Raw genomic sequence first — 20,989 nt, forward strand, 5'->3', positions numbered from 1 at the left:
GATGAAATATATTATCCTTTTTTTAAGTATTTTTCTTTTTTCAAACCAACTCTCGGCGGATTTTCCTCTCCCAATTCCGGAACCAAGCGAGGGAAATTTTTCCTCAAAGGGAACTTCTCCGGATGAACCACTTCCTCCGATCGACGCGAGTTCTGTAGTTGCAGAACAGAGATCCGGACAAACTGGACCGGAACTCGTTTCTGAAACTGCATTGGCTGCCAGTGAAGAATCGAAAATTGCGGAAACAAAACAAACCGTTTCAGAACCTGTAAAAGAGAAAAAAACCAAACTTCCGAATCTTGCAGATAAAAAAGATAAAAAGAACGGCAAGAAGAAGGAAGCAGCTACTGATCCAAGTAGAGCAGCTTACGAAAGAGGACTTTTACGTCTTCGAAACGGGCAAAAAGACGCCGCCAAAGAAGAATTCGGTAAGGCAGCATCAACCGAAGGAACTGCAAGTTCCCAAGCAAAATTAGAATTATCTAAATTAGAAAATGCCAAGGCTCCTGAATCCAATGCGGAAGCTCCGGCAGAAGATGATTCCAGATGGAAAACTTCTCTCGAGACTGCAAGATCTCTTAGAGCTCAGGGTAAAAATTCGGAAGCAGAGTCCATTCTTCTTAGAACCGCAACTGAGGGAGAAGGAGAATACAGATCCAGAGCTTTATTACAATTAGGTGATATGCTTTTCAGAATGGGAAGATATTCCGATGCTCGTAGTTATCTTATGGATTTTTGGAATCGTTTCGGGAAAACTTTCCCGAACGCTGAAGATACAAGTTCCAGAGAATTCAAAAGACAAAGAGAAGAAAAAGAACTAGGCGCTTATTTACTTTTTAAATCCAGCTATAAGGCAGGAGAAGGGGAATGGGCAAAAAGGTTCTTGAAAAAATATTTGGATAAGTCTGTTTCCGAATCCCAAGGAGTATATTCCCCCTTGAGAACGGAAATGGAATCTTTCGCGAAAAGCGATCTTTAAGTTAAGGCTACGTTTACTTCTAATTTTCCGAATTTGGAAAATAGACTGATCCCAAGTGCTTGTTTTTTAGGGATCTTGATCGTTTCGTTTTTTGCATCCACGATATTCGGAGCAGTGATCTCGATCGATTGACCTGCAGTTGCGAAAATATTCATCGCGTTACCTGTAGTCATGTTTGCGATCTCACCTAAGATATCTTTATATTCATTTTTGATATCATCGTCGCTCATACCTGGCATCAGCTTCTTGGAAATTTTATAAGCCGCGTCGTAGTTCAAACCGTAGATCACTTCTCCATTAAACGTTCCTAAAACTCCGATGATGATCGCAAGTTCTAGTGTGGTTTCAGGAGTGTCTTTGATACCGATCTTTCCACGGATCAGGTCGGTCTGCAATATATCCCGGAAAACAATTGTAGCAGCTTCCAGGAATGGGTTTACTAACTCGGCGCGGATTTGCATTATTCCTCCGAAACGGATCTAACGGATGCTCGTTCGACTTTGATACTTTCCTCTAGGGACTGTGGAATTTCCATGAGTATTGCAGTGAGTAAGGAACCGTTATCCCTGGTTCTCAAGAATGTCGGGTCTGGAGTTCCTAATTTGACTCCGGAGAAGGAAACGATCGCGTATTTTTCTCCCTCTCTATATGGTCCGATATTTTTCTTTTGGGTCAAACCAGGAAGGCTTAAATCCTGTAAGAACTTTTTGTCGGAGGTTAAGGAGAATATATCTTTACCTAGGTTGATCTTTTTCAGGTCGGAAAGAGATTTACTCTTAAGAGAAACAGTTTGTCTTCCTAAAAGTGTAGCGATCTTTTGTAAGCCGTCCGGCTCGTTTTGTAGAGAAACTAACTTTGCTTTTAAAGACTCTAAAGAGTTTTTACGTGCTTCTACCAAAAACTTACTTCTGAGTACTGTTTTTCTTTCCTCGAATGGAATCGCCTTACCATCTTTACCTTTCAAGGTATTTGGATCTAAGGATTCTTTATCATAAAGTTCTTTCAGCTGTGCGTCTGTAGGCTCCAGATTTCTCTCGGAAGCTTTGACTAGGTCCTCTTCCGTATATAAAACTGCGTCCAGATCCACTCTTGCACCGGAAGCTTCGGAAAGCACATTTAGCTCTCCATCCGTGCGTCGGATCTCAGTCGGAAGGAAGTTTTGGAAAAGAGACTGGGACACTTTATAATCAATCCTAAAACGTAGGGGTGCCTGCTGGAGGAACTGACGATAAATTTCTTCCGGTTTTTTCAGGTCTTCCTCAGAATATCCTGCACCTTGGAGAGAATTTTTAGAAACTCTTTTGGCTTCTTCCCATAGAGCCTGTCTTTCGGACTCTTCAGTGATAGTGTAACCTACTGAATTTCCGATCTTGCGGAAAATATATTGGCCTTTTAAAGATTGAAAGGCGCAGTCCGCCCAAAGTGCCTCGGAGCCTTGCCCTTGGTACATCTGGATACAAAATCTTTTAGCTGCGTTGAATGAATCGATTGGGACACTCTGGTCGTCAATGCTTCCCATGGTGATGCTTGCCTTTCCGGCAAGCATGTCTATACCTACTTGTTCCACATCCGGCTTTAAGAGCATGATGATCAGCATCAGGACAAGAATTCCTAAAAAAACTGCTGATCCGACTTTGAATAAAATATCTTTAATTGAAATTCCGTCTGGATTTGTCATAAAACTACGTTTACAAGGAAGACTGGCCCGCGCCTGGAATCTGTAAAGGAGAAAAACCGCCCGAAAAATGCTTCAGAAACGGACGAATCCGATAGATACATATAATGATGCTCTATATTGCCTTAGCACTCATTTTAGTAGGAATTCTCTGCTTTATTTATGTTTCCTTCCAGCCAAATTCTAAAAAAGAGTTTAGCGTCGGTCCGGGAAACCTGCCTCCAGCTAGAGAGAAAAAAATTTCTCAAGATACTTTAGCTTCTCTTAAAAAACAGGGACGATCTGAAATCTATTCCCAAATGGATCAGGCATTTGCAGAAGAAAGAAAGATCCGCCCTCTTTCCGAAAGGCAAAGAATTGAATCTCGATCCGAGCCTGAGGTTTCGGAGGGGGAAGAATTCGGAACTGAGATTTGGGATGAACCAAAAAGGGGAGAAATTTTAGAAATGGTAACTGAGCCTGAACGCACTCAACCTAAAATCCCTAAAGAAGAAGAATGGTCCATGGAAGGAGTATTATTCCTAGATCTTTCCGGAAGATTACCTTACGAAGCTCTCCAAGAGAAGATCCGTCCTGAAACTTTAAAAGGTTTTAGAAGAATGGGAAAGGGGAGTATTAGAGAGATCCCGGGCGGATTCACTTTCCAAGCTAGAAATTCGGAATTTAGTTATAAACTGAATGAAGTGGAGAAGATCGTTTTTTACGACCAAGGTTTCGCGCTACTTCCTCTAAAAAGAGAATACCCGACCCCGATCTTTTTGACCAAGGACGGAGAGAAGTTTAAATCTTATTTGGAATATACTGCGAACGCTTGAGAAGATAAGAAGAAGGCCGGAAATTAACGGCCTTCTACCACCAACCACTTGGTGGTTTTTACTATAACTCTAACGATCGTATAGAATGCAGCGCCGATTCCGAATGCCCAGATCTGCGGCTCAGTGATCACTGCCCAAGGTTCTTTCCAATCTCCGAATCCGATCTTAAAACTTGCCGCGTAATCAAATACTACGAAGATCACCAGGATCCCGAATAAGCTCGGATATTCTCTTTTAAGAATATTTCGGAAAGAGAAACCTAGTTTAGGTTTTACATAACCTGAAAATTTAGGAATGAATGCAGGGATTTTGTCCGCCCAGTTTAGATAGTCCTGGCCGAACTTATCTCTTAAAAATTTTTCTTCCGCGAACATTATTCTTTCGTAATAGAATCCGAAAAATAATGAAAATACCAGAAGTAAAGGTATATCTCTGAAATACAGAACAGGTCCTAAATACATTAGGAAATTTCCGAGATAAAGAGGATGGCGAACTAAGGAATAAATTCCCTCTTGGTTGACCACATCAGCCACTTGTTCCTTCGTATTTCTACCGGAAGTGCGGGCAGGAGCATAACCTATTACAAAACAACGGACTGCTAAACCTAGTAAACTTACTAGAAAACAAGCACCGGCGTAGTATAAGTTGATCTCATAAGAATCTTCTAAAAATTCGAACTTGCTTAAGGAGTATAGACAAAGAAGAAGAATAAATCCTGGTATATAAGATCTCCAGCGAAATAGAAAATTCCCCTGCTGATCCAATTCTTCAATTAATGCCATACGAATTCCTTGTAAGGTTGTAGTATTAAGGAAGGAAACTTTTATCCCCTCGGAGTGTCAACCATTGATTCTAAGCCGTTCAGGGGGAAACAAACCTGCTAGAAAAGTCTGCGAGATCCTTTTGTAGAATCCTTTCCAGGTTCCAGGGATCCAAAACCAATCTGTAACTTAGGCCCTCTCTCTGGAAAACATAACTTCCTAATTTAGTCATTCCGATCGGAGAAACTATATAACGATCCGTACTAGTAATGATCTCTATTTTAAAATTTCTATCTTTTGGGACCGGGGAAAGATCTTCCGACTTCTCCAAAAGAACTTCATCCGCACTTAGTTTTTTGATCTCTTCCAAATAGTTTTCTACTTCTTCGGAAGAAGCGACGATCTGTCCGCCGGAAGTTTCTAAGATCCAATTTTCACCTTGTTTACTTAAGTTAAAATTTATGGAAGAAAGTCCGGAGATCTTGATCTCTGAAACTTTTTCTCTAGAAGGGAAGGGAGGAACCAAAGATCTGCTCAGGAAAAAATCTAATTTACCGCCACCTGTGACTGATTTTAAATTTTCTTTAACTAACCAGATCTGATTTTTTTCATCCAAGATATAAGTTCCCGAACCTTTTCTGACAGGTGCTCCTATTAGGATTTTTCCTAAAGAATTTCCGGAAACATCTTTGAGCTCTAATACGGGTTCATCTCCCCCTAATCCGAATTCTTCTTTAGAAACTGAATTAGATTCTGAGAGCAAGGTGAATTTACGTAAATTTAAACAGGTTTGGATCAATTCTTCAATTCTGGCGGAATCACCCGGCAGAACTAACCCCGAAGGCAACTGAACCGTCCATCCATCCAGATTCCTGTTCAGGATACTTTCTTGTCCTTTACGACCACTGATAATCGTTTGTATCTCTTCCGATTTGGTTTTGTAGAAACTTTCAGAATTTTGATACGTCTTTTTGAACCAGTCCCAAGGATCTTTTGCGATTAAAAGTGAAATGGCTAAAACTATATTTCCAAAAAATAATAGGATTTGCGGATATTCTTTATATGTTCTGCGGAGAAGGTCCGAATATTTTAAAAAATCCATTATCCGTTCCTTCTTTTTAGTCTACGGAAAGCATAAAGAGCTAATAAAGCAGGAACCAAGAATAAATGAAATAGGCTGATCGATGTTTCTAAGAAGAACGGCAAAGGTTTTAGTTTTAGAACTGCCGACTGTTTGGAGCGGACTTCTAATAGATCCGTTTCCCCTTTGAGTATATCTATCGCATTTAATAAAAACGGAATATTCGAGTTTTTCAGGATTTCCGAAAATTCCGGAAATGCCAGAAGATCGGAAACTAAATAAGGAGAACCGAATACTAAGATCCGACCTGTTTTGACTGATTTTTTTTGTGACTGCGGACCTTCTTGTTTGTTGTCCGGGAAATAAGAACTAAATTTTCCTTCCGCATAAACACCTAAAAGGAAAGGCCCGCCGTTTGCTTGGATCGGGGTGGAAAGGATTTGTTTTTCTCCGAGTGATATCGGTTCCGTTCTGGATTCCGCATCTGTTCCGCTTTTTGCTATAACGGTAAATTGTACTTCTTTCTGTTTTTCCGGAAGAATATTCAGACTAGAAGACCAAGGAACTAAAAGACTTTCTTGGTTTTTAGTAAATGGACTATTTGGATCTAAAGTCTTTGATTTTTGGTCCGGAACGATCCAAGGTGGATAAGGATATTTTCCTAAAACTCCAGGTTCAATTTCTATTACGGAACCCATTGGCAGAGAATGATCCGGTTCTAAAACGATATCATAGTTGATTCGAATTCCATAATGTTCTAAAAATCGGACCATTTCTTCTGAGTCAGGATTTTTTTGAGCAAGGCCTGCTCCTAAATCTCCGGAAAGAAGTCCGAAACTACCTCTTTCAGAGTTTGTTTTGAACTCCATTGTTTTAGCTAGGAGGATAAAACTTCCTCCTTGTATAATGAACTGGTCTATTTTACGTTCCGTGTTTTTAGAAAGGGTTCCCCCACCAATCCATAATACCACTTCGGTTTCCGGAGGAAGATCTTCAGTTTCCAGATCCAATTCTAAAATCGGACCATATTCTCCTCTCAAAACCCTTCTTGCGAAAATTTCTATCCTGTCTTTGGGAGAACCTTGTTCTTGGAAAGAAAGATTTCCTGGAGATTTTAAAAGAACAATTCCCGAATCCTTGTCCTGTCTCTGCATCTTTCGGATAGAATTTAAGATCTGGTATTCTAAATCTTCCGTGAAGAATGCAAAAGATAAAACTTCCGTTTTATGACCCAGGGTCAGAACGATTCCCATAAACGCCTGTTTGACTGATGCTGAATCCCTGGAAGTTTGTTGTAGGATTTGAGGCTCTAATCCAAGCTCCATTGCTTTTCTAACATCTTCTTCCAAGGTAGAAGGGTTATAGAATCGCAAAGAAATATTTTCCTTTCCGATTTTAGAGATCTCTTTTAATAATTCTTTGCTAAGTTCTGCTCTTGCTTTATATTCTCCGGGGATCTCTGAAGAATAAAAAGCATCTATATACAATGGATCATCTAATTCTTTTAATACTTTTATGGTGCTCGTAGTGATCTGGAATCTTCCCGATCTGGAAAGATCAGCCTTGCATGGAATTGTGGAGAAGATCCCATTCAACAGAACAAAGAGTAAAATGCCGTTCGCGAGCCCGAACCAGGGAGATTTAGAAATTTCTAATAAAGGCCGGAGCAATTCTCTCATGGATAATTTCTCCTGAGAAAAAAAACGTTCCCCGCTAGATTTGCAGCGATAAAACTAAAAAAGTAAAGTGTATCCGAAAGATCTAATATCCCTAAACGAAATGACTCAAAATGAGAAGATAAGGCGAATAGATACGCGAAAGCGGAAGGACCACCTCCGAAAAACTTTAAAACCGGTTGAGTTCCCAGTAGAAAAAAGAAAAGGCAAACAAGAACTGTGAGAATATAAGAACTGATCTGGTCTCTTCCGAAAGAAGAAAGAAATATCCCCAGGCTGATATAAGCCCCACCGAGCAACCAGCAGCCTGCATATCCTGCAAATACGATCCCTAAATCTAGATCCCCGAATGCCCAGATAAAAAATGGAATGCTAAGACTTAAACAAACCGTGAATCCTAAAAACGACCAGGCAGCTAAAAACTTTGCAGCGACGATTTCCCATTTGGAGATAGGTAAAGTGAATAAGATCTCTAAACTTCCGGATCTTTTTTCTTCGGACCAAAGCCTCATCGTGATCGCAGGAGCAAATACGACGAATAAAAGGGGAGTCCACACGAAGTATTCTTCCATACCTGCAACTTTTCTGTCCCAGAAGGAACCTTCTCCCAAACCGTAAAAGAATAAGAAGGAAGATAAGAATAAGTATAGGATAGAGAAAACGTAACCAATCGGTGTATTAAAATAACTGAACCATTCTTTTTTAAAAACAGAGACGAGTCCCGGAGGTAAGTTGAGAAGTTTCATATTTTAGCCGGAAACCAGGTCCTGAAAGACTGATTCTAAAGATTTTTGGGAAATCTTATATTCTAAAATAGGAAATGATTCTTTTCGGATGATCTCGAAAATTTCCTCAGGTTTAAGAGAAGTGGATTCTAATCTGAACTTAGTATATTCACTTTCTTTTTCGGAAGATAGAATTTGTATATTCTTGCCTTCTAATACTTTTCCCAAGGTTTCTTTATTTGTTTTGGCTATTAGAAGAACTGAATCTGATCTTTTAAATTCAGAAACAGGTAGATCGGCGACTAAATTTCCTTTATCCAGGATCAATGCGTGATCGCAGGTTTCTTCCACTTCAGATAGGATATGAGTGGATAATAATACTATTTTATCTTTTCCTAAATTTCTTAGTAAGTCCCTGAAATGAGAAATTTGTATAGGGTCTAAACCTGAGCTAGGCTCATCTAAAACGATCCAATCCGGATCATGAAGTAATGCTCCAGCCAACGCCAATCTTTGTCTTGTACCTTTGGATAGGATCCCTGCTAAAGAAAAAGTTTGGGATTTTAGATCACAAAGTTCTAATACTTCTTTTTTTCTTTTTTTGAAGAAGGAAGTTTCCATTCCTCTCGCATTTCCTATAAAATCCAAATATTCCCCCACAGTCATATCCGGATAGATCGCGGAAGATTCTGGAAGATAACCTAATCTTTGTTTTATTCTTTGAGGATCTTTTTCTAATAAGACTCCGTCTAGTGATACGGATCCTTTATCCGGTTGTACGAAGCCTGTGAGTATTCTGAGCGCAGTAGTTTTACCTGCGCCGTTAGGACCAAGTAAACCTGTGATCCTATTTTTCGGAATGGAGAAGTTAAGATTAGAAATTGCGACCTTCCCGAAATAGGATTTAGAAAGATCGGATACCTGGAGAGAGGCCACGAAAGTTATTCTTTCGGGCCTTAAAGCCTATGCAACTTTTTTTCCCGGGATTTATGCCTTGATGCGTAGCATTGTATCCACTTTGAACTTACGGAGTACATCCATTAGAGTAGGCTGAAGATTCACCACCTCTAATTTCACTCCGAAATGATCCAAAAGGTTTCTAAGAGTGAGTAGTTTTGCAACACCGCTGGAAGTAATTTTTTTGGTGGGGGTCATGTCCAAAGTTAGGTTTTGGATATGTGCCCTGGAAGCCTGTTCCGAAATCTCATCAAAGACTTTTTCGTATCCGTCCAGAAGTTGATTTTCGAAACGAACGATTCCGTGTTTATTTTGTATCGTTAATTTGGCCATAGGTAACAGCTTGTTTACTTAGATAGACTCCTAAAACTAGAGCATCCCAACAATAAAACAGGGTAGGAACTCCAGTCTATTAACCAAACAAGCGGCTCAAATTTTTCGGCACATAAAATTCCAATAATTTGCCTTGGGAAAAATTTCCCAGGCCTCATAATCCGAGCCGATTCCTAAAATTTCTAGGCCTGAATTTTGTAGTAGCTTCGACCAAGTTTCGAGAGGATAGGCCCTATGAAAATGTTCCTCCAGCTCCGAAATTCCTGGTCCAGAAAATTCCAAACTGGTCTTTAAAATGGAAGTTTCCGGATTAAATTCATTCTTCCAGACGAGTTTTGTCTTCCCGTGGGTCTCTTTTAGGACCTTATTCTGAAAATTTTTTCGAAAATTTTCGGAGGTGCTTACATCAAAAAAGAAGACCCCATTCTTCTCTAAAACCCCTGAAACTTGGGCAAATACCCGAGAGAGTTCTTCTTCTCTTTGGAAATAATTCAGAGTGTCATGTACTGAGAAAATCAGATCAAAAGATTTGTTCAATTTGGGAAAGGAGAGAAGGTCTCCTAATTTACGGACCCCTCTAATTTGTTCAGAATCGGCGATTTGGAGCATTTCAGGAGAATTATCGATTCCCCAAAGTTCTGTAGAAGCAGGTAGGAATTTCCAAATTTTGCAGGTTCCACAGCCCAAATCTAATGCGATTTTCGGGTGGATTTTTTGGGTTCCGATCTGATAAGATTCCAAAATCATCTTAGCCCAATCTCTATATGGTGCCCTTTTCATGACCCCGTCATAAATGCCTGCAAACGCCGTATACGGCCTTTTTTTGGGGATTGGAGAAATAATTCTTGATTTATTCCCCTGCTCGCGAGTATTCCTATCCATTTGATGCGACATAATTCTTTGAAGAGTTTTCTTCATCGAATCTTCGTGAAACTCTAAGTATGGGCCTAGAACTTCTTTTACCCTTTTTAGCCAGTGTAGGCATTACGATCCTCCTTCGCAGGATGGACAAGTCGAATTATAAGCTCAGCCAGATCAAAAGATATACTGGTAAACTCCAGGAAGAATTACAAGAGATTGCCCTGGAAAAAATCCAATCCGTAAAAGATTCTGGAATTGAACTGGAGATCAGTTTAAAACAAACCAGAAAACTTGCGGAAGAGGTAAGAGGCCTTAACGAAGAATCCAGACAGTTACTGGATACAATTCGTTCCAATCGGGATTTTTTAAACGCAGTTACATTAGATCTAAAAGAAGTAGTTCATCTTTCTTCCGATATCCGCCAAGAGTCCCAGTCCATCCAAGATGGATTACAAAGATTGGAGCTTGGCAAAAAAGAAGTATATGGGATTGGAAATCGTATCCAAGAACTTCGTTCCGAGGCAGAAGTTCTGCTGGAAGCATTCCAAGAAAAACTCAATTTCCGCTCGGACGATATTCTACAGTCACTTGCTTCTAAAATTGTTGAGCTGGAAGGATTATTAGAAGTTAAAGCGGATCGTATCGAATCCGGTTTAGAAGAATTGGGAGAAGCTTTCCGCCAAAGATTAGAAGCCCAGACCAAGTCATTATATCATGAGACCGTAGGCAAAGTAGATAATGCTCGCGAAGAAGTTCAGTCCCTTCTTGAATCCGTTAAAGTAAAAGAAGAAGATATAGATGCCAGAACGGATCGTATGCAGACTGCATTCTTATCCGTGTCCGAAAAAATTGATCGTTTAGAAACTAGAGTGGATGAGAAGGCGGAACTTGCGGATCGTAAGTTAGAGGAAACCTTCTCCCGTAATGAATCAGTCATTCGCCAAAAATACGATCAAGTATTAGAGCAGGTAGTTCATTCTAAAGAAGCATTCTTAAACGGAGTTCGTATTGAGATCGAGGCAATTCGTAAAGAGATAGAAGGAATGAGCCTCGAGACCTTAACTAGACGCGATGAGATCTTAAACGAGACCAGACGCCAAGCGGAAGGGATCAACGACTCCATCAATATCTTCCAAGAAAAATATTTGGAAGCTGAAAATAAATTACTCAAACAAGCGGATTCTCGCAAAGCGGATCTTATGCGTCAGATAGATTCTTTCGAAGACGAATTTAATCGTATTTCGAGCAGCCTAAGGATAGAAGCGGAAGATCTGAGAAAGGAAATTCTTTCCGGATTAAAAGAATTCCATTCCGCTCTAGAATCTTCTCGTTCAGAAGAAGAAAGAAAATCCAAACTTAAATTGGACCAAGTCAGAGAATCTCTGGAAGAAGAACTAAAAGTTCTGCAACACTCTCAGGCGGAAAAATTCCGTGCGGACTGGGAAACTATTAAAGAAAACGTTAAGGAATATTCTTCTCAACTTTCTACTCGAATGAAAGAGATAGATGGTTCCGTAAGAGAACTAAAAGTTTCTTTGGAAGAAGAAGTAGGCGCATTACATGCTTCTCATTCGGATCGTTTCCGTTCCGAGTGGGATTCTATCCGAGAAAATGTAAAAATTTTCGACGTCCAGGTTTCTACCCGGATGAAAGAAATGGATTCTTATGTAAAAGATATCAGAGAAGCCTTGGAAGGAACAGCCGGAGATATTCTGGCAGAAGCGGAATCCAAGGTAAGCGAGATCGGTCTTTCTATCGAAGACGAGTTCCGCAAAATGGACAGAAGATTCGAACATTTCTCCCGGTCTTGGGAAGAAGATGTGCAATCCCAGAAAAATCATACCATGGATGCAATTCGTGGATTGGAAGAAAGACTGGGACAGATCCATTTTAAAGGCGCAGAATATCTGGAAGAATTCTCCAAATCTTATGCGGAACAAAAAGATAAGATCGAAGAATTCGTATCTAAATACAAGGCGAACTTCCAGAAAGAGGGAGATGAGGTCAGAGAGGATCTTGTATCTCGTTTCAAAGACTTGAAAGCCGAAGCAATTACTAGCGTAGAGAACGTAAAAGTGGAATATTCTGCAGTGGGAGAAAGATTTGAAAATCTTCTTCGCAAGAATGAAAAACTTTTAGAAATGCAAGCGGAGAAGATCCGTACTTCCACCGAATCCCAGTTGGAAAAGGCTGGAGAGCAGGCAAGGGTCGTTCTGGACAAATTGAAAGAGTCCGGCCAAGACTTCTTCGAAAGACAGGAAGAAAAAATAGATCGTCTGAACGATACGATCGATTCCAAGATCAACAGACAATTGTCTGCACTTTTAGATAAGGGCCAGATCCAATTAGGCCAATTAGAAGAAAGGATCGCAAAACATTTAGCCGACGTAAAACGACATCTGGAAGAAGCTTTGGATTCCGGTATCAAAGAAAGCGAAGGCCAGATGAAAGAATTCCAAAATCAGGTAAAATATTTACTGAAAGAAACCGAAGAATCTTCGGAGGAATTCCTAAAAACCGGAAGGGAAGAATTCCAGAAGGCGCAAAAAGAATATCGTATTCTTCAAGTCGATCTTCGCAAAGATCTATCAGAGATCCAAGACGCAAAACGTTCCTTATTCTCCGAGTTGGAAGAAGAAGCGGAAAAACTACGTTCTTCCGTGGATGATATCTCTGAGAGGATATTGGATGCAGAAAAACGTTCTGCGCTCTTCTTAGATGTAAAAGAAATTATAGAACGTTCCGAGGAGTTTGTCTCCGAGATGAAAGAAGCTCTGGAAGATGCAAACCATACCGAAAAAACGTACGAGGATCTGGACCAAAACTTAGTTCGGATCAAAAAAGTACAAGAAGATCTGGAGACTCGTATCTCTCAGGCGGAAGAAAGAAGTTCGGAAATTCTTTCCATAGAGGAAAAAGCGGAAGTTTTAAAAGAAGAATTCGAAAGGATCATGGAAGAATCTTCTCATTGGAACGATACTCATCGCAAGTTGGTCGAAGCAGGAGAGAGGGCATTCGAAATGGAGTCCCGCTTCTTGGATTTAGAAGATCGTCTTGGCAGAGTGGTATCGGTTAGAGAAGAGATCAAACAACTTGACCAAGATAGCCAAGGTCATAAAGAGAATTCATTTAAGTTAGCTCAAAAAATACGTGAGATGGAAAAAGAGATCTCCGTTATCGAAGCTAGAGAAAGAGAAGTCGCAGAAACTCTTAAGAAAACAGATGATAGACTCGAGACTCTCGCTGGCAGAAAAGAAGAGATCCTTTCTGTCGAAGCTAAGTTCGATAAGATAGAAGACCTAATGTCTGAGTTAGGAGAGCGCCATAAACAGATCAGCACTCTTCAACAAAGATTGGATGATATGAAAGAAGGCGCTCTATCAGTTAAGGACGACCTAGAAGGTCTACTCTCGGAAGCAGAAGATACTTTCGAAAAACTTTCTACATTCATGGATGTGGTGCAAACCAATATATCCAAGACTGGCGGGGGAAAATCTGGTAAGACTCAAGGCCAAGATCCCTTAGTAGCTAGAAAGAAAGCAACGGTATTGAATTTATTTCATAATTTCCATTGGCAACCAGAGACGATCGCTGAAAAATTAGGGCTCGAAACTTCTTTGGTCCAGACTATCATTCAAAACGAGACGGTGAAAAAGGGATGATTTTTTTCTTGACCCCAATGTTTTTCCCCAATATGTCTCGTTCCCACTTGTATTATACGACATGCAAAAAATTTCATAAGGGGAACCTTTCGTTTTTAATAAAAAACTGAAATTGTAGGGTAGCATTCCGAAAATGATTCCTTTTTTCGAGGCATCTGGAAACGTATCAAAGTAAATTTGACACGTTCCGGAAAAGTCTCGGGATGGAATAAGGAGAAGCTCCCAAAGCTCGTTCGTATGGTACAAAAAAAGAAAACTACTGTTAAGAGGAAGAATTCCATGGCTCAAAGCGCTGAAAAGGATACCCTCATCGTCGCAAGCAAGGTAAAAGCTTATATCAAATCTAAAGGCTTTATGACTTCCGGAGACGCGGTCGATGGCTTGAATGAAAAGTTATACGGACTGATCGACGATGCTTTAAAACGTACCGAGGCGAACAAACGCACTACGGTTAGACCAACCGACTTCTAATCCATTCTTGATCTACATCAAGAACAAGACTGAAATCGAGAAAATGAGGGCGGCGGGCAAATTAGCCGCCGCGCTTCTTGACTATATATCCGGATTCATTCAACCCGGTATAAGTACCCTTGCGATCAATGATCTCTGCGAAGAGTTCACTAAGAAGAATGGAGGCAAGTCGGCGCCTCTAGGTTACAAGGGTTTCCCGAAATCAGTATGTACTTCTATCAACGAAGTCGTTTGCCACGGCATTCCAAAGGCAATTGATGTCTTGAAAGAAGGAGATATCGTTAACGTAGACGTTACTCCTATCGTAGATGGATATCATGGAGATAGTTCTCGTACTTTTATAGTAGGTGGCAAAACTTCTCCTGAAGTGGAACGTCTTGTTAAAGACGCAGAACGTGCTATGTGGATTGGAATAGAACAGGTCAAACCTGGAAATCGTGTAAGTGATATCGCAAATGCGATTGATGATTACCTGACTCCGAAAGGATATGGGATCGTTAAAGATCTAATGGGCCACGGAATAGGAAGAGGTTTTCATGAAGAACCACAAATTCCTCATTACCGTTCCGGCCGCAAACTAGCCAAATTAGAACCTGGAATGACATTCACTATAGAACCGATGGTGAATTTAGGAACCTGGGAAGTGATCTTTTCTAAAAAGGATGGATGGACTGTGACCACAAGGGACGGAAAATGGTCCGCTCAGTTCGAACATACCATTCTAGTCACTGAAAAAGGCTATGAAATTTTAACCCAAGCATAGTAATCTGTCGTGCATGGATTTCGTTTGGAAATATATTTCTTTACTAGGTAAGGATCTTGCCTTTTTCGTTTTAGGCTTTTTAGTCTTTTACATCGGCAAAAAACTTAAGGACTGGACGGAACCTCGCAAGTTAGACGAGGAATTAGTAAAATCCGATAATAGCGCTCTGGCCTTAAGTTTATCCGGTTATTATATCGGGGTCATTATATTATTTATCACTATTGTTTCCCACCCTGGAGAAAAAGGAGATCTGCTCGGAGATCTTTTCCAAGTGTCTTCCTTTTCTATCTTAGGAGTGGTACTCCTTCTACTTTCCCAAAAGATTAACGACGGATTGATACTCGGTGGGATAGATGCAATCGAAGAGATCTATGAAAAAAGGAATTTAGCCGTTGCTTCCGTTTTGTTCGGAGGAACGATCGCTAGTTCCTTTTTTATCGCTGCTGCATTGAATGGAGATATAGGAGAGAAGGTTTTCCCACAAGGATTAGGAATCGCAGTTTCTCCTCTCGTGGAAAAAACGATCATAGGATCAATCATCTCTGTGATTTTTTTCTCCGTGGGTCAGATCGGAATGATCTTATTCTCTATATATTATAAACTTTGGGTCCCTTATAAACTAAGATCTGAGTTGGAAGAAAAACAGAACCTGGCAGCAGGAACTGCATTTGCAGGAGCATTACTTGCGATCGGTATCTTACTCACAAGAGCATTATTTAGAGAATTTGAATCCTTATACCAAACAGGGATCTTATTACTTTTGGATCTGGGACTTGCATTTATAATCATTCCTATTTTACATTTTTTTGCGGACTGGGTTGTATTACCCGGTTCCACATTAAAGGAAGAAATAGAAAGGGATCAAAATTTCGGAGCAGGCCTTTTAGAAGCGGTGGTGCTTGTGTCCTTCTCCGCTATTATATTTTTTGCAGTTTGAACTTAGAATAAGTCTTTAGAAGAGTATAATTTCCATTCAAGGTGATATACTTTTTTGATCCCGAAATCGCAAGCTGCTTGTAAAATCATTTTTTCATCCGATTCTTGGGATAGGATTGAATAGGCATCAGTAAGATCGGAAACGATCTCGGCAAAGATGTATTTATGAGTAGGTAAGAAGGGAGAAAGTCCTCTCTCATCAAAACCTCGTAGTGCTCCTAAAAGTCCCGCGAGTAAAATCCTACCTAAGGGTCTTGTTCTTTCAGTAGGAAGATCCAGGCCTGCTTCTTTTGCCGCAGTTAAAAGTTCTTGGAGTGGAATCCCTCCTGATATGGAATATAGGGATGTTTCTTCTCCTTCCTGCATAAAGAAAGAATAAGATATGCTTCTCGAAAGTAAAGAACTTCTGAATGAACTAAAAGATATCGCGGAGACGAATGGATTCCAATTATTCGGAGTCGGTCCCGCTTCCGTTCCTTCTGCGGACAAGGAGAATATCCTTCATTGGGTGGGAGAAGGTCGTCATGGAAATATGGATTGGTATCCTAAAAACATGAACCTTCGACTAGAACTGGAGGGGCTTGGATTCAAACCTGAATCAGTAATCGCTCTGGGCGCATTATATAATGATCCCGAATATGAAAACTTGGATTTACCATACCGATTTTCCAGATACGCGATGGGAGAAGATTATCATTCTGTTCTCCGTAAAAAAGCTTCCGAATTACTGGAATTTTTAAAGAAGAAGTTTCCGAATCAAAAATTCAGACAAGGAGTAGACTCTCTTCCTGTTCCCGAAAAAATTTTAGCGAGAGAAGCAGGCCTTGGATGGATCGGTAAGAATACGAATCTGATCCATGAAGAATACGGGTCCTTCTTCTTTATTAGTTTAATTTTTACGGATTTTCCTTTGAGTTTTGTTTCTGTCCAAGCAAAAGACAGATGTGGAACTTGCAGAGCTTGTATAGATTCTTGTCCAACTGGTGCTTTGGAACCTTACAAAATTGATGCTCGAAAATGTATCTCTTACAAAACCATAGAAGATAGATCCGAGAATGTGGATTCTTTGCATGGTTGGGTATATGGTTGCGATATATGCCAAGAGATCTGTCCTTGGAATGGGGTCAAAGCTCGCAAGAAGGGATGGAAAACTGAGATAGGAGAATTTAAGATCCGAGATCTATTCAAAAAAGAAAATCTCTCGGATCTGGATGAGAAAGGATTCAAAATTTACTTTCAGGATTCTGCAGTTAATCGGATATCTTATTTCCAACTGAAGCGAAATTTGAAAGTGGTAAGAAGAGAAAAATAGAAATTTTTTCTCTTCCACATACGGTTTAAACCCTCGAATCTAATTACTTTTTAGGAACATGCTTGGATAAAAAGTTTTTATTGGACTTATTCCATTGCTCGATCAATACACCGCGCTGCTTATTTAAGGTTTGGTTTATCTTATTGTAAGTAGGGACTAATGTGTTTACTTCTCCCAAAAGTTTATTATGAGTATCCACATCTTCTTGAGTACGATCTTTTGGGTCTTTTTCGTTAAATTTCTTTTTGTAAGCATCGAAGCGAGCTTCTTTCATATGAAATTCGATTAGAGTAGGGACCTGGTCTTTTGCTTCCATTTTATAGAAGTTCAGGTTGTTTTTGCATGCTTGGATCAAGGAAGAATCTCCATCATAAGGAACTACCTTATCCAACAACTTAAGACCTTCTTCCGCATACTTTAAAAGTGTTTCTCTACTTTGTTCGATAGCCTTTACATCCTGGTCTTTGAGAGCTTGTAATAGATAATATTCTTGTTTATAAGGTTTGAAATCGATTAGATAGAGTTCATCTTTATAATTCATCACCTCGCCCGATTTTTTTAATAGTTGGCTCATTCTATCCTTACTTTCGTAAAGAGTGATGTCGTTATCCTTTGCAAAAACTTTTTGTTCTTTGCCGAATTTCTCAGCAGCTTCATGCAATTTTTCACCCGCTTTTTTCTCTGCAAGCATATAGGCTTCCATTGCATCGTAGGACTGTTCCGCTGCCTCTTTTAGGTCGACTAACTTTCCGTAATCTTCTCTCAAAACAGTATAATATACGTTTAGATATTTGATGACTGCATCTTTTAGATCGGAACTTCCGTCATACTTTGTGGCTTGGTTCGCATTTAATAGAGCCTTTTCCACCGAGGTAATAATAGCGGCTCTTTTGGCTTCTTTGTCTTGTTTGCTATTGCTATGCGCCAAAGCTTGGATGTACGATAAACGATCTGCCGATATTTTGTCTAACGGATCGGTCAGTTCGTTTAAATATTTCAATGCCTCTGCTGAACTTTTTGCAGTTAGATTTGTCGTTAAGGAAAAAACCAGTAAAGTTACTAGGATTCCCCATACCATTGCTTTGTGTTTCATGCTATTTTCCCTCATTATGATTTATGAAGTCGTTAATTATGTTGTATGACTCTTCTACATACGGATCGGATTCGAGTCTATCTTTTTTGGATTTGAATATTTGGTTCTCTAAACTACCGTTATGCATCGATTTTTTATCGAAAGAGGTTACTTCAGATCTGAAAATTGAACTTTTGAAAACTGAAATTTCATTAATTTGAGTTATTACTTTCTCCCTTTCCTGGTAGAATTCGAAAAAATCTTTCGGATCTAGAGGAATTTCCTTAGGCTTGGAGAGCCATTTTTTTGCCTTGCTTTGAATGGATTCTATCTTTTGAAAAAATTGATTTTTTTCAATTCGATCCGATGATTTGTTTTTCAAGGTTCGAATAGGAAGTTCCGGCAGAATTTCATAACGAATCTCTTTGGAGATGGAGTTTGGCAAAAGGCTATTTTCCAGATCCGTTTCCCGAAGCGGAAAATTATTCCATTGAGGGAGTTCTATATGAGGCGTTACACCTTTTTGCTGGTGGCTTATACTATCCAAACCGTAATACAGCCCTGTAGTTAACTTTATTTTATCGATCTTGTATTTTCCTTCTTTGATGGCTAAAAATTTTTGTGAGCTAGCCTTTCCGAAAGAAGAAGAGCCTACGATCAGGGCTCTATTATAATCCTTTAATGCATGAGACAAAAATTCAGGACCGGACGCGCTCTGGGAATTCTGTAGGATTAACAAGGGACCTGAATAAATTCTTCCCCTGTTCGGATCTTTTAAAATATTCAATTCCCGATTACTGTTTTCACCTAAAAAAAGAGGCCCTTCATCGATAAATAATCCGGCCAGATCCATAGCCTCCTGGAGAGAGCCGCCATAATTATCCCTTACATCTAGGATCAAACCTTCGATCGATTCGCGCTTAAGTTTTAAAATCGCTCTTGCTATGTCTTCTGAACATCCAAGCTGGTCCGTTTCCGAATCTGTATAGAAAGAAGGAAGATAGATATATCCTATCTTTCTTTCTCCTTCCAATACCTGGGTAAAAATGAAATCTTCTTCTTTATCCTTTTTTGTCTTTTGGAGCTGGATCCAAACCGTTTTTCCGGAAAGTTTTCTTACCTTGAAGAAGGCTTTTCGAGAAATTTCACGGTTTATTAAAATGTAAAGTTCGTCTGCGGAAATATCGGCTACATCTGTCCCTATATCGGAATTTATCGAATTACGTATCTCTACTATCTTATCTCCTTTATGGATCTCTCCGGAATTCCAAGCGGCCCCGCCTGGATAAATTTGCGACACACGCGTATCTCCATATTGGGAATGTTCGAATTCCAACCCGAAACTTAAACCTTGGTCAAGATCCGGAGATCTGAATTTTTTTCGAAAGGAATCAGAATAAAAACCACTATGTGGATCCAATTCTTTTAACATTGCATCTAAAAACTCGGAACCTAACGAATCAATCATCTCATCGGATGAAGTTAAACTGTTCCTTAATCTATAGATCTCGAAGTTTAGAATAGACCTTCTGATCTTTTTCCTCTCTTTCTGAAATGCTTTTGAGAATTCCTCGGAGGACTTATATTTTCCGATTTCGAAAAATTGTTGTAAGGTTTTACTTTCTATATAACTGGCCCATCTCTTTTTTAAGGAGGGTAGGTCCTTTTGGTATTCAGTTTTGCCTTTCGTGTATATCTTAAACTCGTCGGAGATTTCTTCCGAGTCTTGATCTAACATTTCTATAAAAAGGGATAACCTATAGCGAAAATGAGAAGCGAATTTAATTGCTATTTCCCAAAGAGCAGAATTGAGTTCGGAATAGTTTTGATGTTCTCTAAACATCGAGGAAAATTTCTGCATGTCCTCTTTTAGATAGATTAAACCCTGAGGATCTAATTCGGAAAGGAAACGTTCTGAGGAGTTTAAGTAATATTTTCGGTTAAGTAATTTGGCTTTTCCATAGTGCTGTTCTTCTAAAATTTTTATAAGATGAGTTGCTTTGTCTGCTGGCGTAATTTCTGTGTCTGAAAAATGTGCTGCGGGTAAAAGGACGAGGACAGTATAGAGAACCAGTCTCTTATAGGCAAAACGCATAACTTACCCGATGCTGTAATATCCAAAGATAGCTGCAAATCTTTTTAGAGGACCCTTCCAGAAGGGGTTCGCGAAATTTAATCTTCTAATTATTTTGAGAAAGAGATTCTTGCAAATTTTGAAGACAGAAGTCTGTCTACCAAAGCCAAAAAGCCTGCAATTAACAAAAACAGAACAAAGATCCCTACAATATTTATCGCTACTCCTGAATAACCAAGACGCGGGACATCCATAATATTATAAGGATACCATTCCATAATGGCACCTCTGATCAAGGTAAATGCTGCATAAGCGATAGGAAGAATGGCCGCTAAAAGAATTCGGCGTAGAGTGACTGTTTTTGCAGGTCCGAAAATGATCCAACCGATCACTGCAATTATAGGGGCGATATCATGCTCTAGTCTGCTTGCAGTATCCGCAATAATATCATTCTTAGGAACAGTCTGCAGAACAAAGTTAAAAACAATTCCAGTGATCGTGATATCTATAACCCCTATCAAACGCCAAATATGAAAAGATGAAGAAGTCCGATCCAAATTTAATGCAAGAGTTAGAGTGGTGATCCCTAAGATTAGATTGGACTGAGTGGTAAAAAAGGAAAATTGATTGAGTAAACTGCCTATTCCCGGTCCGAATGTGCGAGTGAAACCTGCGTTTGGCGGCAGAGAAGATTGGTGATGATAAGCATACCATAATTCTAATAAAACACCGATAAAACAAACAATAGCAGTAGAAGCGAATACTACACGCGCCAGGGTAAGATTGAGTTTGGAAGTTTGCATTTTTTCTTTCTCTTCACCAAAATGGATCCGCTG

19 protein-coding genes and 2 pseudogenes are annotated in these 20,989 nt (G+C 39.7%); 8 read left to right on the plus strand and 13 right to left on the minus strand.

Annotation, left to right across the window (positions count from 1 at the left end):
- Position 1 precedes the first annotated feature (1 nt).
- Entirely contained in the window at positions 2–979 is a 978-nt protein-coding gene (locus EHO58_RS15080) for a tetratricopeptide repeat protein (RefSeq protein ID WP_135680458.1), read from the plus strand.
- Here EHO58_RS15080 and EHO58_RS15085 read toward each other — a convergent pair.
- Complete coding sequence (locus tag EHO58_RS15085) at positions 976–1,440, minus strand: chemotaxis protein CheX (protein WP_086446434.1); 465 nt, start codon at positions 1,438–1,440, stop codon at positions 976–978. The genes EHO58_RS15080 and EHO58_RS15085 overlap by 4 nt on opposite strands.
- Positions 1,440–2,657, minus strand: coding sequence for a hypothetical protein (locus tag EHO58_RS15090; RefSeq protein WP_135680459.1), 1,218 nt, complete (start codon positions 2,655–2,657; stop codon positions 1,440–1,442). The genes EHO58_RS15085 and EHO58_RS15090 overlap by 1 nt, the downstream gene beginning before the upstream one ends.
- A gap of 104 nt (positions 2,658–2,761) precedes the next feature.
- Between EHO58_RS15090 and EHO58_RS15095 the strand changes: the two genes are divergently transcribed.
- Positions 2,762–3,469, plus strand: a complete 708-nt coding sequence (locus EHO58_RS15095) for an LIC_11490 family protein (protein ID WP_135680460.1) — start codon at positions 2,762–2,764, stop codon at positions 3,467–3,469.
- 23 nt (positions 3,470–3,492) lie between these two features.
- Here the strand turns inward: EHO58_RS15095 and lmtA are convergent, their stop codons facing one another.
- From lmtA to EHO58_RS15130, 7 genes are all read right to left on the minus strand, one after another.
- Complete coding sequence (lmtA, locus tag EHO58_RS15100) at positions 3,493–4,251, minus strand: lipid A Kdo2 1-phosphate O-methyltransferase (protein ID WP_135626260.1); 759 nt, start codon at positions 4,249–4,251, stop codon at positions 3,493–3,495.
- A 79-nt stretch (positions 4,252–4,330) separates the two neighbouring features.
- Positions 4,331–5,332, minus strand: a complete 1,002-nt coding sequence (locus EHO58_RS15105; RefSeq protein ID WP_135680461.1) for a DUF4340 domain-containing protein — start codon at positions 5,330–5,332, stop codon at positions 4,331–4,333.
- Positions 5,332–6,990: a GldG family protein gene (locus EHO58_RS15110; RefSeq protein ID WP_135680462.1), complete on the minus strand. Its 1,659-nt coding sequence runs from the start codon at positions 6,988–6,990 to the stop codon at positions 5,332–5,334. The genes EHO58_RS15105 and EHO58_RS15110 overlap by 1 nt, the downstream gene beginning before the upstream one ends.
- Positions 6,987–7,733, minus strand: coding sequence for an ABC transporter permease subunit (locus tag EHO58_RS15115; RefSeq protein WP_135680463.1), 747 nt, complete (start codon positions 7,731–7,733; stop codon positions 6,987–6,989). The genes EHO58_RS15110 and EHO58_RS15115 overlap by 4 nt, the downstream gene beginning before the upstream one ends.
- Before the next feature lie 3 nt (positions 7,734–7,736).
- Positions 7,737–8,648 (minus strand): ABC transporter ATP-binding protein, encoded by a 912-nt coding sequence (locus tag EHO58_RS15120; RefSeq protein ID WP_135680464.1) that lies wholly within the window; start codon positions 8,646–8,648, stop codon positions 7,737–7,739.
- Between the two features lie 51 nt (positions 8,649–8,699).
- A complete protein-coding gene (locus EHO58_RS15125) occupies positions 8,700–9,002 on the minus strand; it encodes an STAS domain-containing protein (protein WP_100707228.1) in 303 nt (100 codons plus the stop codon).
- 96 nt (positions 9,003–9,098) lie between these two features.
- Positions 9,099–9,884 (minus strand): class I SAM-dependent DNA methyltransferase, encoded by a 786-nt coding sequence (locus tag EHO58_RS15130; RefSeq protein WP_135680493.1) that lies wholly within the window; start codon positions 9,882–9,884, stop codon positions 9,099–9,101.
- Positions 9,885–9,943: 59 nt separating this feature from the next.
- On the opposite strand from EHO58_RS15130, the pseudogene EHO58_RS19880 reads away from it, so the two are divergent.
- From EHO58_RS19880 to EHO58_RS15150, 5 genes and pseudogenes are all read left to right on the plus strand, one after another.
- Positions 9,944–11,182: pseudogene (locus EHO58_RS19880) on the plus strand (SpiroCoCo family coiled-coil protein); the annotation flags it as partial.
- Positions 11,183–12,499: 1,317 nt separating this feature from the next.
- Positions 12,500–13,525: pseudogene (locus EHO58_RS19885) on the plus strand (SpiroCoCo family coiled-coil protein); the annotation flags it as partial.
- Between the two features lie 237 nt (positions 13,526–13,762).
- On the plus strand, positions 13,763–13,996 hold the full coding sequence (locus tag EHO58_RS15140) for a hypothetical protein (protein ID WP_010515511.1): 234 nt from the start codon (positions 13,763–13,765) through the stop codon (positions 13,994–13,996).
- Between the two features lie 7 nt (positions 13,997–14,003).
- A complete protein-coding gene (gene map, locus EHO58_RS15145) occupies positions 14,004–14,759 on the plus strand; it encodes a type I methionyl aminopeptidase (protein ID WP_100709689.1) in 756 nt (251 codons plus the stop codon).
- 13 nt (positions 14,760–14,772) lie between these two features.
- Complete coding sequence (locus EHO58_RS15150; RefSeq protein WP_135680466.1) at positions 14,773–15,696, plus strand: DUF350 domain-containing protein; 924 nt, start codon at positions 14,773–14,775, stop codon at positions 15,694–15,696.
- Positions 15,697–15,698: 2 nt separating this feature from the next.
- On the opposite strand, the gene EHO58_RS15155 is transcribed toward EHO58_RS15150, so the two are convergent.
- Entirely contained in the window at positions 15,699–16,061 is a 363-nt protein-coding gene (locus EHO58_RS15155; protein WP_135680467.1) for an LIC_11502 family protein, read from the minus strand.
- A gap of 16 nt (positions 16,062–16,077) precedes the next feature.
- On the opposite strand from EHO58_RS15155, the gene queG reads away from it, so the two are divergent.
- Positions 16,078–17,007, plus strand: a complete 930-nt coding sequence (gene queG, locus EHO58_RS15160; RefSeq protein WP_135680468.1) for a tRNA epoxyqueuosine(34) reductase QueG — start codon at positions 16,078–16,080, stop codon at positions 17,005–17,007.
- 43 nt (positions 17,008–17,050) lie between these two features.
- Here the strand turns inward: queG and EHO58_RS15165 are convergent, their stop codons facing one another.
- The 3 genes from EHO58_RS15165 to EHO58_RS15175 form a co-directional block, all read right to left on the minus strand.
- Entirely contained in the window at positions 17,051–18,100 is a 1,050-nt protein-coding gene (locus tag EHO58_RS15165; protein ID WP_135680469.1) for an LIC11966 family surface protein, read from the minus strand.
- Position 18,101: 1 nt separating this feature from the next.
- Entirely contained in the window at positions 18,102–20,174 is a 2,073-nt protein-coding gene (locus tag EHO58_RS15170) for a carboxy terminal-processing peptidase (protein ID WP_135680470.1), read from the minus strand.
- Positions 20,175–20,263: 89 nt separating this feature from the next.
- Entirely contained in the window at positions 20,264–20,956 is a 693-nt protein-coding gene (locus EHO58_RS15175) for a Pr6Pr family membrane protein (RefSeq protein ID WP_135680471.1), read from the minus strand.
- Positions 20,957–20,989 lie beyond the last annotated feature (33 nt).

The sequence above is a fragment of the Leptospira selangorensis genome (genome assembly GCF_004769405.1).
Classification (GTDB): domain Bacteria; phylum Spirochaetota; class Leptospiria; order Leptospirales; family Leptospiraceae; genus Leptospira_B; species Leptospira_B selangorensis.